The organism is Verrucosispora sp. SN26_14.1, from assembly GCF_004307965.1.
In the GTDB taxonomy this organism is placed as follows: domain Bacteria; phylum Actinomycetota; class Actinomycetes; order Mycobacteriales; family Micromonosporaceae; genus Micromonospora.
This window is the reverse complement of sequence record NZ_SISL01000158.1, coordinates 1-12,337: the sequence shown is the minus strand read 5'-3', so window position 1 is coordinate 12,337 and position 12,337 is coordinate 1. Positions and strand designations below refer to the sequence as shown.

Sequence of the window (12,337 nt, the reverse complement as noted above, 5' to 3'; positions counted from 1 at the left end):
AGGGTGTGTATAAGAGACAGCGTCCACACCGACCACCACCGCCGCGCCGTTGATCGGGTCCACGAGCACCTTCCCGCCGCCGGTCGTCGTCCGGAGCCAAGTATCGCGGCCGTGGCGGGCCCGGCGGGGCGATACCGGTGAGCGGCACCGGGTCGGTACGCTGACGGCGACTGCCGGGGAGGGAGCGTCGTCGATGGTGGAGCCCGACCAGCCGAGCACCGCACGGATGATCGATTTCTGGCTCGGCGGGGAGCACCACCACCCGGTCGACGTGGCGGCCGCCCGCGCCTTCGAGCAGGCGTACGGGCCCTGTGCCCCGGTCTTCCGGGCGCTGCGCGCCTTCCTGGGCCGCTCGGTCCGCGCGATCGCCGCCACCGGTGTGGACGGCTTCCTGGTCTTCGGTGCCGGTGTGCCGACGATGGGCAACGTGCACGAGGCCGCGCCCGACGCCACCGTCCTCTACACCGACGTGGACCCGGTGACCATCCGGTCGGGGCAGCAGATCCTGGCCGGCAGCGACCGGGCCGGGTACGGCTTCGGTGACGCCACGGACGTCGGCACGATCGATCCGGCGTTGCTGCACCGGTTCGTGCCCGGGTGGGGCCGGCGGCCGGTGGGGGTGGTGTTCCTCGGCCTCGCCGCCTTCCTCGACGACGAGACGCTCGCCCGGACCCTCGACGAGCTCTACACGGCTGCCGCACCCGGCAGCCACCTGGCGATCGACTTCGACACCGAGGAACTCGCCGGTCATCCGGAGGCACTGGCCATGATGGGGCCGGCGTTCCGGATGCGGGCGCCGGCGGCGTTCGGGCCGCTGCTGGGGCGTTGGACGCCGACCGAGGACGGCATCGTGCCGGTGACCCACTGGCGGCCGCAGGGCCCACCGGAGGCGGTGCCGGACGCGTTCCACGGCGCGGTGGCGGTGCGGTCGGCCGGGTGACCATGAATGGAACCGCCTCCGTATGATGCTTGCCCCAGAGCAAGTATCTTCGGAGGAGCGACATGCCGGATGGGCCCACGGGGGTTTCGCGCGCCCTGCGCGAGGCCCCGCCCGATCGCGTGGTCGAGGCCGCCGACCGGGCCATCCAGTCGGTCCTGGGAGCGTCGGGCACCGTCGTGTTCGTCGCCGACTACCGGATCAGCGGCCTGTGGCCGGTGCTCGACGCGCGGCGGCCGGACGCTGCCGCCCACGCCCTCCAGGGATCGCTGCAACGCTGCTTCAGCAGTCAGCAACCGGTCCGGGCCGGCGGGACCGACGGCGGGTGCCAGCTCTACCTGCCGTTGTCGGTGTGGGGCGAGCGGCTCGGCGTGCTGATGGTGGAGATGCCCGAGGAGCCGTCGGAGAGCGTGGTGCGCCGCGCCGCGGACATCGCCGGTGAGGTCGCGCTGGCGATGCACGCCGCCGACCGGGAGACCGACCGTTACCGGCGGGCGCGTCGGCAGGAACGCCTGAGCATGGCCGCCGAGTTGCAGTGGGAGCTGCTCCCGGGGCGCAGTGTCAGCCACGGCTCGTTCCAGTTGGCCGGTCAGCTGGAGCCGGCGTACACGGTGGGTGGTGACCACTTCGACTGGTCGGTGGATGACGGCCGGCTCACCGTGACCGTGCTCAACGGCGACGGGATCGGGCTCACCGCCGCCCTGCTGACGGCGGTGACGGTGAACGCGATGCGCAACGCCCGCCGGTCCGGCGGCGGCCTGGTGGAGCAGGCCGAGCTGGCCTCCGACACGGTCTACTACCAGCACCGGGGTCACCGGCACGTGGCCACTGTCCTGCTTGAACTGGACTGCGCCACCGGCCGGGTGCAGGCGGTGGACGCCGGGTCACCGCACCTGCTGCGGCTGCGCGGCGGCACCGTGTCCCGGGTTCCGTTGGAGCAGCAGCTGCCGTTGGGCATGTTCGCCGAGACCCGGTACGCCCTCCAGGAGTTCGACCTGGACCCGGGGGACCGGTTGTTCGTGGTCTCCGACGGGGTGTGGGGCGCGGATCCCAGCGGACGCGAGACGTACGGGGAACGGGCGATGGCACGGTCCATGCGGGCCACGCGGTTGCAGCCACCGCCGGAGGCGGTTGGTACGGTGATGCGCGAGTTGCAGGCATTCCACGCGGACGCCGACCTCCGCGACGACGCCGTGGTGGTCTGCCTGGACTGGCGTGGTGCCGACGGCCGGACGCAGGACTGACGGCCTCGGGTGGTATGAGCGGGACAATCGCAGGGGACATCGGGTGGAGCGACCGAATCTCGCCGCGGCGATCGACGCAGCCGCTGAGTCGTTGGTGGGTGTGCTCGACTCGGCCGCCGTCCGGCACCGGATGGCCGTCTCGCCCACCCAGTTACGGGTGCTGTCGCTGCTCAGCAGCCGGCCGGAGACCAACATCAACGGCCTGGCGGAGCTGCTGGACGTCGTACCCTCCTCGGCCAGTCGGCTCTGCGACCGGCTGGAGGCGATCGGCCTGGTGCGCCGGGAGACCGACCCGAGGGATCGGCGTGAGGTCCGCCTGACGCCCACGGCCGCGGCGGAGGTCCTGCTGGGGGAGGTGCGGTCGCGCCGTCACGACGCCGTGCGGACGGTCCTGGAGCGGATGCCGGCGCGGGTGCAGCAGGACCTGCTGCGGGCGCTGAAGGCCTTCGGTCAGGCCGCGACTGCGCAGCCGCCGGACTCCTCGGCCCGCAGCGCCTGACCCCCCGCCCACCTGTCATCCTAGGATGCCTTAGCGGTGGTGACGGTCCTCACACCGGTGCCGCACGAACACCACCGACGACACCGGTCGAGCGGGACTGGGCGCGACGACAGCCCGCTATAGTGGCAGCGCATCCGACCGACCTGTGATCATCAACGGTGGGCGGTGGGCCAGGGGAGATCCCGGATCGGGATCACAGGGGGGTGCCGGCGCCAGCCGGCTCGACAGCGCGCACGGCGTTCCATGGCGGACCCAGGGGCCGAGGTGGGTCGCGTGCCGCGGAGGAGGTTCGGTGGCGCGTCGACCGGCTCGGGCAGAGCAACCACAGGCCCCCGAGGTCGACGCGCGAGGTGCCGGCGACCGGGTCCTCACCCTGCCGAACCTGATCAGCTTCGTCCGACTGCTGGGCGTTCCGGTCTTCCTGTACCTGTTCCTCGTGGCCCGCGCCGACGTGGCCGCGATCGTGGTGCTCGCGGTCGGCGGCACCAGCGACTGGGTGGACGGGTGGATCGCCCGACGGCTGCGTCAGGTCAGTCGCCTCGGCGAGTTGCTCGACCCGCTCGCCGACCGGCTCTACATCCTCGCCACGCTGGTGGCGTTCACCGCGCGCGACGTGGTGCCGTGGCAGTTCACCGCCGCGCTGCTGGCCCGGGAGCTGCTGCTGGCCGGTTCGCTGGTGGTGCTACGCCGCTACGGCTACGGACCGCCGCCGGTGCACTACGTCGGCAAGACGGCCACGTTCCTGCTGCTGGCGGCGTTCCCGACGTTGCTGGTGGCCGCCTCGGTGCCGGCCGCGTCGGCGGTGGCCGGTGCGGTGGGCTGGGCGCTGGCCTGGTGGGGGCTGGTGCTCTACTGGGTGGCCGGGGCGCTCTACGTGGTCCAGGCGCGTCACCTGGTCCGGGCGGCTGGTCGAGGAGAGACGGCATGAGCGAGCGTCGGCGAGCGAGTCAGCGGTGCCGTGGTGATGCCGGCGCGCAGCGAAGCGGAGTGTCGGCATGAGCGAGCGGAACCGGGGGTTCACCCCGGACTTCCTCACCGAGCTGTTCCAGAACCCGCTGGATCCGGGGTACGCCGACGCGGCGGCCCGTCGGGCGAGGAACGGGAAGCCGGCGCGTCCGGGATGGTCGGTGGGACCGGTCACGGTGGTGGTCGTGTTGCTGCTGGGTTTCCTCTGCGCGGTGGCGTACCGGCAGACGATGGCCGAGGAGCCGGGGCGCGCGCAGGCCCGGTCGGGGCTGGTCGGGCAGATCAAGCAGCGGCAGGGTGAGACGGACAACCTGTCCGTGCGCGCCGACCAGTTGCGCGAGGAGGTGACCCGGCAGCGGGAGGCCGCGTTGGGTGGTTCGCAGGCGGCGCGGTTGCGGGACCTGGAGGCGCGGACGGGGCTGGGTCGCGTGCGCGGTGACGGTGTGGTGGTGCGGTTGGCGGACGGTCCGAAGGCGGGGGAGCAGTTGGGCGGGACGAAGGCGGGTCCGTCGTGGGTGCTCTACAGCGATCTGCAGGCGGTGGCGAACGACCTGTGGGGTGCGGGGGCGGAGGCGGTGGCGATCAACGGCCAGCGGTTGACGGCGACGTCGACGATCCGGTCGGCGGGTGAGGCGATCCTGGTGGACTTCCGGCCGGTGACCGGGCCGTACGAGGTGTCGGCGATCGGTCCGGGATCGATGCGTGAGGCGTACGAGGGCAGCCGGAGTGCATTGACGATGCGCCGGGTGTCGCAGGTGAACGGGTTGTCGTTCGAGGTGCGCGACGCGGACCGCCTCACGTTGCCGGCGGCGCCGGAGTCGCGGCTACGCTACGCGGAGCCCGCGGTGAGTCCGAGTGCGTCGCCGTCGGGCGGTGACGAGTCGTCCGACTCGGGTACGTCACCCAGCCCTTCCGGAGGTGGTCGATGATCGCGGTGCTGGCTCTGCTGGCCGGTGTGGTGCTCGGGTTGTGGCTGGATCCGACGGTGCCGGCGGCGTTGCAGCCGTACCTGCCGATCGCGGTGGTGGCGGCGTTGGACGCGGTCTTCGGTGGGGTGCGGGCCAAGTTGGACCGGATCTTCGACGACAAGCAGTTCGTCGTGTCGTTCATCTCGAACGTGCTGGTCGCGGCCTTGATCGTGTATCTGGGTGACCAGTTGGGTGTGGGTGGTCAGTTGTCCACCGGTGTGGTGGTCGTGTTGGGGGTCCGCATCTTCGGCAATGTGGCGGCGATCCGCCGGCACCTGTTCCGGGCGTAGGTTGGTGTCGTGAGTGACGAGCACACCGAGACGGGTACGGGGTGGCCGAAGCCGGCGGGTCCGGCCCGGCCGGGTGGGCCGGCGGGGGAGCCGGATCCGCGTCCGGACGCGCCGGATCCCGACGAGTTGAGTCCGTTGTCGCCGCAGGGGCGTCCGGAGCCGGGTGACGGTGAGCCGGTCGTGGACCCTGACGGTACTGAGGCCGTCGTGGGGGACGAGGCGGCGGTGAGCGCGCCTGTGGTCGGTCCGTTGCGGCGGTTCAGTTCGGCGGCGGTGATGATCGGTGTGCTGCTGGTGTTGTTGGGGTTCACGCTGGCGGTGCAGTTGAAGACGACGTCGACGGATTCGTCGTTGGCGGCGGCGCGGCAGGAGGACCTGGTCCGGATCCTGTACGACCTGGAGGCGCGGGAGTCGCGTCTGCGGCAGGACATCACCACGTTGGAGGAGAGCCAGCGCCAGTTGCGGTCGGGTGAGCAGGGGCGCCAGGCGGCGTTGGAGGAGGCGACCCGGCGGGCGGACGAGTTGGGCATTCTGGCGGGTACGTTGCCGGCGCGGGGTCCGGGGTTGGCGGTGCGGTTCGAGGCCGGGCGGTCGAAGCCGATCTCGGCGAGCGGGGTGCTGGACGCGGTGCAGGAGTTGCGGGGTGCCGGGGCGGAGGCGATGCAGATCTCCGGTGGTGACCGCGCGTCGGTGCGGGTCGTGGCGTCGACGTATTTCCTGGACGGGGAGAACGGGTCGTTGATCGTGGACGGGCGTCGGTTGACGGGTCCGTTCACGATCACGGTGATCGGGGATCCGGCGACGATGCGTACGGCGCTCAACATTCCTGGCGGGGTGGTGGCGGTGGTGGCGGGCAACGGCGGTAACGTGATCGTTGAGGATCGTGAGGTTGCCGAGGTTTCGGCGCTGCACGTGCCGAGCACGCTGGAACACGCCCGTCCGGTCTCGTGAGGCCGGGTGGGGCCGGCACCGGTCGGACCGGTGCCACCGATGGATGAGGACGCTGCTGGTGATTCCTGAGGAACTGCGGTACTCCGCTGAGCACGAGTGGGTGGCGCCTGTCGACGGTGGTGCCGTGCGGGTGGGCATCACTCATTTCGCGCAGGACGCGTTGGGCGACATCGTGTATGTGCAGTTGCCGGAGTCCGGTGCGGTGGTGGCGGCTGGTGAGTCGTTGGGTGAGATCGAGTCGACCAAGAGTGTGTCGGAGATCTACGCCCCGGTGGGCGGTACGGTGTCGGCGCGCAACGAGGCGCTGGTCGACACGCCTGAGGTGATCAACACGGACCCGTACGGTGCGGGTTGGTTGGTGGAGATCTCTCCGGCGGATCCGGCGGCGGTGGAGGGTTTGCTGTCGGCGGACGCGTATCGCGAGTTGACCGAGAGCTGATTCGTTTTCCGGGCGGGCGGTCGGTGTGTGTGCCGCGCGTCCGGTTGCCCTGTTTTTCGGCGCTGGCTAGGCTCGCCCAGTCGACCGAGAACCCAATTAGTTGTGCGTCGCGGACAGCCTTTCCGGGCACGGAGAGCCAGCCGCCGGGTGATGTGTACCCGGCGGCCGGACCCGCCGTCTCCCGACGCCGACCGAAACAGATCCGTGAGGTGGTCCCCATGACTCGCCCAGGCGACGAGTTCCCCCCGCTCGACGTCACGTCGACGCTCAATCTCGGTTCGCTCGAGGAAGCGCTGGAGGGGCCGGACACCGATGTGGTGCCGAGCCGGATGTCCGGTTCGCTGCCGCCGGGGATGGCGCTGCTGGTGGTTCGTCGGGGTCCGAACGCGGGTGCGCGGTTCCTGCTGGATCACGACGTGACAACCAGTGGGCGGCATCCGGACAGTGACATCTTCCTCGACGACGTGACGGTGTCGCGTCGGCACGCGGAGTTCCACCGGGACGGTGGGACGTTCACGGTGCGTGACGTGGGCAGTTTGAACGGCACGTACGTGAATCGGGAGCGGGTCGAGGCCGCCACGTTGAGCAATGGTGACGAGGTGCAGATCGGTAAGTTCCGGGTCGTGTTCATCGCCGGTCCGCGCCCGGAGGGGGAGGCCGGCCGGGGGTGAACGAGCCTGCGGCTTCTCCGCCGTCCGGGGTGGGTCGTGCCCAGCCGTTGATGAGTATCGGCGAGGTGCTGGCCCAGTTGCGGGTGGATTTTCCTGACGTGACGATTTCGAAGCTGCGGTTCCTCGAGGCCGAGGGTCTGGTGGAGCCGCAGCGCACGGCGGCTGGTTATCGGAAGTACAGCTGGGACGATGTGTCGCGGTTGCGGTTCGTGTTGACTGCGCAGCGGGATCAGTATCTGCCGTTGCGGGTGATTCGTGAGCAGTTGGCGCAGTGGGATGCCGACGGTGCGGCGCCGGAGCGGTCGCGGCCGGCGTTGGTGGCGGTGGGCCCGGACGGTGAGGTGCCGGGGCGTGGTGCGGCGTCGTCGGTCGAGTCGGGTCAGGTGCGGCTGGATCGTACGCAGTTGGTGGCGCGCAGTGGGCTGGACGAGTCGACGTTGGGCGAGTTGGAGCGGCTCGGGTTGGTGGTGTCGGATCCGCCGGGCTGGTACGACGGCGATGCGTTGATCATCGCGAAGGCGGTGGCCGGTTTGGCGGCGTACGGGTTCCAGCCTCGGCATCTGCGGGGTTACCGGACGGCGGCGGATCGGGAGGTGGGTCTGTTCGCGCAGTTGGTGGCGCCGTTGGCGCGGCAGAGTGATCCGGCGGCGCGGGCGCGGGCGGCGGAGACGGCGCGGGAGTTGGTGGCGTTGTCGCAGCAGTTGCATGCGGCGTTGGTGCGGGTGGGGTTGCGGTCGACGTTGGGTCGGTGAGGTGCGTGTGCGCGCTGATCGGCGGGTTGGTGAGTGGCGTAGGCTTGCGGGGGTAACCCCTTCTGGGCACGGGCGTGGTGCGCGGAGCGCGTGAGATGGCCGTGTCGCGGTCCGTGTACCGTGCAGTGAAGGGCGCGGTGCGGCGTAGGTGACAACGACACGGAGGCGGCGGTGCGCGAGCTGAGCGTGGTCGGGGTTCGGGTGGAGTTGCCCAGTAACCAGCCGATCGTCCTGCTCAGGGAGGTCGAGGGTGACCGCTATCTGCCGATTTGGATCGGCGCGGTCGAGGCGACGGCGATCGCTTACGAGCAGCAGGGTGTCAAGCCGACCCGGCCGTTGACCCATGATCTTCTGCGGGATGTGTTGGCGGCGTTGAAGGCGCCGTTGCGGGCGGTGGAGATCACCGAGCTGAAGGAGAACGTGTTCTTCGCCGATCTGTTGATCGGTGACGGGGTGCGGGTCTCGGCGCGGCCGAGTGATTCGATCGCGTTGGCGTTGCGGGTCGGTGCGCCGATTCGTTGTGCCGAGCAGGTCCTCAGTGAGGCGGGGATCGTGATTCCCGATGAGCAGGAGGACGAGGTGGAGAAGTTCCGGGAGTTCCTGGAGCAGGTGCGGCCGGAGGACTTCGCCGGTTGATCGGTGGTCCGGGCTGTGGGCCCGGGCCGGTGTGTAGGTGCGGACCACCATCGTGGCGTTACGGTCGGTGATGGTGATGGTCGTCGCTGTCGATGCGCGGCGTGTCGCGGCGGTTTCTCCGTGGTAACCCTGGGCGGTCGCTATAGGGTTGCCGTGTCGAGGGGTACGCGTCCCGGAAGCGACGTGTCACCGCACTGACGGGGAGGTTGTCCGGATGCACGAGCCGCGAGATTCCGATCCGGTTACGGGGTGGGACGAGTCGGGTGGGATGCCTGGTTCGGCGACTGACGGTGACGGTGCGGTGGGGTACCGGGGTGTGACGGCCTGCCATGCGGTGGGGATCAGTTACCGCCAGTTGGACTACTGGGCGCGGACGGCGCTGGTGGTGCCGAGTGTGCGGGACGCTTCGGGTTCGGGTACGCAGCGGTTGTACTCGTTCCGGGACCTGGTGGTGTTGAAGGTCGTGAAGCGGTTGCTGGACGCCGGGGTGTCGTTGCAGAACATCCGTAAGGCGATCGAGGCGTTGCGGTCGCGTGGGGTGGAGGATCTGGCGGGCATCACGCTGATCTCCGACGGGACGACGGTGTACGAGTGTCGTTCCCCGGAGGAGGTGGTCGACCTGTTGCAGGGCGGCCAGGGGGTGTTCGGTATCGCGATCGGTGGCGCGTTCAAGGAGATCCAGGGGTCGTTGTCGCATCTGCCGGCGGAGCCGGTGGGGGGCGTGGTGGAGCCGGAGCCGGAGGTTCCCGCGGGCGGGGATCTGGGTGACGAGTTGGCGGCGCGTCGGGCGCGGCGGCGGGCCGGCTGAGGGTCGTCCGCCCGCCGGTGTGGGCGTGGTTTTCTGCGGACGTTTTTGTCGATCACGCTGTGTCTCGGGTCGGGTCGTGGGTGTAACGGTGGTGCAGTGCGGCGGGGCCGACACCAGTGCCCGCTGAGCAGCGTGTGCGGTGACGCGTGTACGGCTCGCCCCGATCGCTGCCGGTGATCACGCCGCTACGATGTGCGGTCATCTTCCTCTGATCTGTCACGGTGTGTGTCCGCGTGCTGGCGGTGGAGATCCGTGCGGGACAGACGGGCGCGGCGCGGCACGCTATCGTCCGATCCGGTCCGCCTGACACCTCGCCGCGACGGCGGGGGTGCCGGTGGCGGGCGTCGCGCCGATTGCCGCGCGTCTGTGCACTCTCTCCCTGCGGAAGGACTGACCCGTGACGGTCACCGACGAGACCATCCCCGTGTCGCACTTCGAGCGGATCGGCGGGGCCGCCGCGGTGCGGGCCGCCGTCGAGCTGTTCTACGACCGGGTGTTGGCCGACGCGGAGCTGGCCGGCTACTTCACCGAGGTGGACATGGCGGTCCAGCGTCGCCACATGGCGTTGATGCTGACCGTGGTGCTGGGTGGCCCGAACGAGTACGCGGGCCGGGACCTGGCTACCGCGCACCGGCCGTTGCAGATCCCGGTGGCGCACTACGTGCGGGTGGGTGAGCATCTGACGGCGACGTTGACGCAGTTGGGGGTGCCCGGCGACGTCATCACCGACGTGCAGGCGGTGCTGGCGGCGGTGCAGGACCAGGTGGTGGCCGGCGACGGCCGGGCGGACGCCTGAGCTGTGGACGTCTCTCGTCTGAAGCGGAGTTGGGCGTCGGTCGCCGCGCACGGTGACCAGGTTCCGCTGTACTTCTACTCGACGTTGTTCCTGGCGCATCCCGAGACCCGGCAGATGTTCCCGACGAACATGGCGGGGCAGCGGGACCGGCTGGTGACCGCGCTCGGTCACATCGTGTCCCAGGTGGACCAGGTGGACCGGCTGGTGGGTTTCCTGCAGGACCTCGGTGCCGACCATCGCAAGTTCGCGGTGCGCGCGGAGCACTATCCGGCGGTGGGTGAGGCGTTGCTGGCGACGCTGCGGCACTTCCTCGGTGACCAGTGGACCGAGGAGCTGGCGCAGGACTGGGCGGCGGCGTACGGGTTGGTGGCGCAGGTGATGGTCGAGGCGGCGCAGGCCGCCGAGGCGGTGAATCCACCATGGTGGGTGGCGGAGATCGTCGGCCATGAGCGGCGGGGTTTCGACGTGGCGGTGCTGACGGTGCGTCCGCAGTATCTTCTGCCGTTCACGGCGGGGCAGTCGATCGGGGTGTCGCATCCGGCGGTGCGGGCGTGGCGGTACTACTCGCCGGCGAACGCCCCCCGTCAGGACGGCACTCTGGAGTTGCACGTGCGGGCGGCGCCGGGTGGCGCGGTGTCGTCGCGGCTGGTGTACGGGTGCGCGGTGGGCGATCAGCTGCACCTGTCGGCGGCGGTGGGGGAGTCGTTGACGTTGCGGTCGTCCGGGTCGGCGGATCTGTTGCTGCTGGCCGGTGGGACCGGGTGGGCGCCGGTGCGGGCGTTGGTGGAGCAGGTGTCCGCGGAGGGGTCGGGTCGGCAGGTCGACCTGTACGTGGGGGCGCGGTCGCGGACCGAGTTCTACGACGGTGACCTGCTGGAGAAGTGGGCGTCGTCGTATCCGTGGTTGCGGGTGACCCAGGTGGTGGGGGTGGACCTGGACCGGCCGGGGGAGTTCGTGCATCCGGTGGATCGGGCGCTGGCCGACGGCGACTGGCGGTCCCGTCACGTGTACGTGTGCGGGTCCGACGACATGGTGACGTACGCGGTGACGGCGTTGACCCGCGCCGGTTTCCATCCCGGGCGGGTGCACCACGAGGGTCTGGGTGCGCAGTGGTACGGCCCCGCGTGGCGTACGGCGATGCAGAGTCCTTCCGTCCCCGACGATTCCGGAGGTGTCCGGTGAGTGATGACCAGTGGCGGGCCGGTTCGGTGGGTACGGCCCCGATCGGCCGGTACGACGGCACCCCGGTGTCCGGTGGGGTGCCGGTGCGGTTGACCGCCGACCGGGTGCGGCGGTGGGAGTTCGGGTCGGCGTCGTTCGCCCGGCGTGGCTACGACCAGTCCGGGGTGGACCGGTTCCGGATGCAGGTGGCCGACGAGTTGGATCGGCTCTCGACGCGGGTGGCGGATCTGCGGGCGGAGAACGAGATGCTCACCGGCCATGTGGAGTTGCACCGGCACGGGGTGTTCCCGACTTCGGGTCCGACGCCGCAGGCCCCGGCGGCCAAGGAGGTGAACCTGCTGTCGGCGGCGCAGCGGGAGGCCGAGCAGATCATCGCGCAGGCGCACGACTACGCGCGGCGGGTCGCCGAGTACGCCCGGACCCAGTACGAGAGTTACGTGCGGGCGGCGGTGGAGGAGGCCCGGCAGCAGGCGGAGCGGGCGGTGCAGGACTACCGGGCGTCGGCGGGGCCCACCTTCGACGACGGGGTGGCCGCGCGGGAGGCGCTGCGGATCTACGGCGAGATGATGATCTCGCACATGCAGGCGGCGGCGCGGCATCTCGACGACGGTCGCGCGCAGTTGGCCCGCACGATGGAGCGCATCGGTGGGTCGGTGGAGGTGAACGCGGCGGCGGGCCGGTCGTTGCCGCGTCGCCAGCAACCCTGACGGTGCTGCGGGGCGGCCGGTCGGGCCGGTGCGGGGTTGTCGCGTCCGCCGCTACCGGCGCCGGACTTCAGGTGCCGCCGTGGGCGGCCACTGCGGCGGTGATCGGGGTGGGGCCGGCGACGGTCTCCAGGGTGAGGCCGGCGGTCGCGGGGGCGTCGAGCAGGGCGACGAGGACGGCGGCGACGTCGGCGCGGCTGATCGGGCCCCGGGGCACCTGGCGGTCGAGGGTCACGTGGCCGGTGGGCGGGTCGTCGGTGAGGCGGCCGGGGCGCAGCACGGTCCAGTCGAGGTCCCGGCGGGTCAGGTCGTCCTCGGCGGCCTTCTTGGCCCGCAGGTAGGCGACGAACACCTCGTCGGTGTCGGCGGGCGGGTCGGTGTCCACGCCCATCGAGGAGACGAGCAGGTAGCGGCGTACTGCGGCGGTTTGGGCGGCGTCGGCGAGCAGCGCGGCGGCGGCCCGGTCGACGGTGTCCTTGCGGGCGGTGCCGCTG

General features: G+C 70.9%; 17 protein-coding genes. 15 read left to right on the top strand and 2 right to left on the bottom strand.

What is annotated here, in order from left to right; all coding sequences use genetic code 11:
* A partial coding sequence (locus EYA84_RS33485) for a hypothetical protein (RefSeq protein ID WP_236145787.1) occupies window positions 1–219 on the bottom strand: 219 nt, incomplete at its 3' end.
* Here EYA84_RS33485 and EYA84_RS15810 point away from each other — a divergent pair.
* The 15 genes from EYA84_RS15810 to EYA84_RS15740 all read left to right on the top strand — a co-directional run bounded on the left by EYA84_RS15810 (window position 194) and on the right by EYA84_RS15740 (window position 11,846).
* Window positions 194–940, top strand: a complete 747-nt coding sequence (locus tag EYA84_RS15810) for an SAM-dependent methyltransferase (RefSeq protein ID WP_131053836.1) — start codon at window positions 194–196, stop codon at window positions 938–940. The genes EYA84_RS33485 and EYA84_RS15810 overlap by 26 nt on opposite strands.
* Before the next feature lie 62 nt (window positions 941–1,002).
* Window positions 1,003–2,181, top strand: coding sequence for a PP2C family protein-serine/threonine phosphatase (locus EYA84_RS15805; RefSeq protein WP_131053835.1), 1,179 nt, complete (start codon window positions 1,003–1,005; stop codon window positions 2,179–2,181).
* A 43-nt stretch (window positions 2,182–2,224) separates the two neighbouring features.
* Window positions 2,225–2,680 carry a MarR family winged helix-turn-helix transcriptional regulator gene (locus EYA84_RS15800; RefSeq protein ID WP_131053834.1) on the top strand — a complete coding sequence of 152 codons (456 nt, stop codon included), beginning with the start codon at window positions 2,225–2,227 and terminating at the stop codon, window positions 2,678–2,680.
* Window positions 2,681–2,972: 292 nt separating this feature from the next.
* Window positions 2,973–3,608 (top strand): CDP-alcohol phosphatidyltransferase family protein, encoded by a 636-nt coding sequence (locus EYA84_RS15795; RefSeq protein WP_131053833.1) that lies wholly within the window; start codon window positions 2,973–2,975, stop codon window positions 3,606–3,608.
* Between the two features lie 67 nt (window positions 3,609–3,675).
* Entirely contained in the window at window positions 3,676–4,575 is a 900-nt protein-coding gene (locus EYA84_RS15790; RefSeq protein WP_131053832.1) for a DUF881 domain-containing protein, read from the top strand.
* Entirely contained in the window at window positions 4,572–4,904 is a 333-nt protein-coding gene (locus EYA84_RS15785; protein ID WP_013733919.1) for a small basic family protein, read from the top strand. The genes EYA84_RS15790 and EYA84_RS15785 overlap by 4 nt, the downstream gene beginning before the upstream one ends.
* A gap of 9 nt (window positions 4,905–4,913) precedes the next feature.
* Entirely contained in the window at window positions 4,914–5,855 is a 942-nt protein-coding gene (locus EYA84_RS15780; RefSeq protein WP_131053831.1) for a DUF881 domain-containing protein, read from the top strand.
* Window positions 5,856–5,913: 58 nt separating this feature from the next.
* Window positions 5,914–6,294, top strand: coding sequence for a glycine cleavage system protein GcvH (gene gcvH / locus EYA84_RS15775; protein WP_131053838.1), 381 nt, complete (start codon window positions 5,914–5,916; stop codon window positions 6,292–6,294).
* Between the two features lie 218 nt (window positions 6,295–6,512).
* Complete coding sequence (locus EYA84_RS15770) at window positions 6,513–6,965, top strand: FHA domain-containing protein (RefSeq protein WP_093402417.1); 453 nt, start codon at window positions 6,513–6,515, stop codon at window positions 6,963–6,965.
* A gap of 50 nt (window positions 6,966–7,015) precedes the next feature.
* The gene (locus tag EYA84_RS15765) at window positions 7,016–7,717 is read left to right on the top strand and encodes a MerR family transcriptional regulator (protein ID WP_176095855.1); all 702 of its coding nucleotides are present in this window, start codon (window positions 7,016–7,018) and stop codon (window positions 7,715–7,717) included.
* Window positions 7,718–7,888: 171 nt separating this feature from the next.
* The gene (locus tag EYA84_RS15760) at window positions 7,889–8,353 is read left to right on the top strand and encodes a bifunctional nuclease family protein (RefSeq protein WP_131053829.1); all 465 of its coding nucleotides are present in this window, start codon (window positions 7,889–7,891) and stop codon (window positions 8,351–8,353) included.
* Between the two features lie 214 nt (window positions 8,354–8,567).
* Window positions 8,568–9,161 carry a MerR family transcriptional regulator gene (locus EYA84_RS15755; RefSeq protein WP_387257858.1) on the top strand — a complete coding sequence of 198 codons (594 nt, stop codon included), beginning with the start codon at window positions 8,568–8,570 and terminating at the stop codon, window positions 9,159–9,161.
* Window positions 9,162–9,558: 397 nt separating this feature from the next.
* A complete protein-coding gene (locus EYA84_RS15750; RefSeq protein WP_131053827.1) occupies window positions 9,559–9,957 on the top strand; it encodes a group 1 truncated hemoglobin in 399 nt (132 codons plus the stop codon).
* Between the two features lie 3 nt (window positions 9,958–9,960).
* Complete coding sequence (locus tag EYA84_RS15745) at window positions 9,961–11,139, top strand: globin domain-containing protein (protein ID WP_131053826.1); 1,179 nt, start codon at window positions 9,961–9,963, stop codon at window positions 11,137–11,139.
* Entirely contained in the window at window positions 11,136–11,846 is a 711-nt protein-coding gene (locus EYA84_RS15740; RefSeq protein ID WP_236145786.1) for a DivIVA domain-containing protein, read from the top strand. The genes EYA84_RS15745 and EYA84_RS15740 overlap by 4 nt, the downstream gene beginning before the upstream one ends.
* 67 nt (window positions 11,847–11,913) lie before the next feature.
* Here the strand turns inward: EYA84_RS15740 and EYA84_RS15735 are convergent.
* A partial coding sequence (locus EYA84_RS15735) for an NAD(P)-binding oxidoreductase (RefSeq protein WP_131053825.1) occupies window positions 11,914–12,337 on the bottom strand: 424 nt, incomplete at its 5' end.

What these genes read in the sequence shown, in the direction of transcription:
- EYA84_RS15810 (WP_131053836.1), top strand. Translation starts at nt 194, where the DNA reads ATGGTGGAGCCCGACCAGCCGAGCACCGCACGGATGATCGATTTCTGG.
- EYA84_RS15805 (WP_131053835.1), top strand. Translation starts at nt 1,003, where the DNA reads ATGCCGGATGGGCCCACGGGGGTTTCGCGCGCCCTGCGCGAGGCCCCG.
- EYA84_RS15790 (WP_131053832.1), top strand. Translation starts at nt 3,676, where the DNA reads ATGAGCGAGCGGAACCGGGGGTTCACCCCGGACTTCCTCACCGAGCTG.
- EYA84_RS15785 (WP_013733919.1), top strand. Translation starts at nt 4,572, where the DNA reads ATGATCGCGGTGCTGGCTCTGCTGGCCGGTGTGGTGCTCGGGTTGTGG.
- EYA84_RS15770 (WP_093402417.1), top strand. Translation starts at nt 6,513, where the DNA reads ATGACTCGCCCAGGCGACGAGTTCCCCCCGCTCGACGTCACGTCGACG.
- EYA84_RS15765 (WP_176095855.1), top strand. Translation starts at nt 7,016, where the DNA reads ATGAGTATCGGCGAGGTGCTGGCCCAGTTGCGGGTGGATTTTCCTGAC.
- EYA84_RS15755 (WP_387257858.1), top strand. Translation starts at nt 8,568, where the DNA reads ATGCACGAGCCGCGAGATTCCGATCCGGTTACGGGGTGGGACGAGTCG.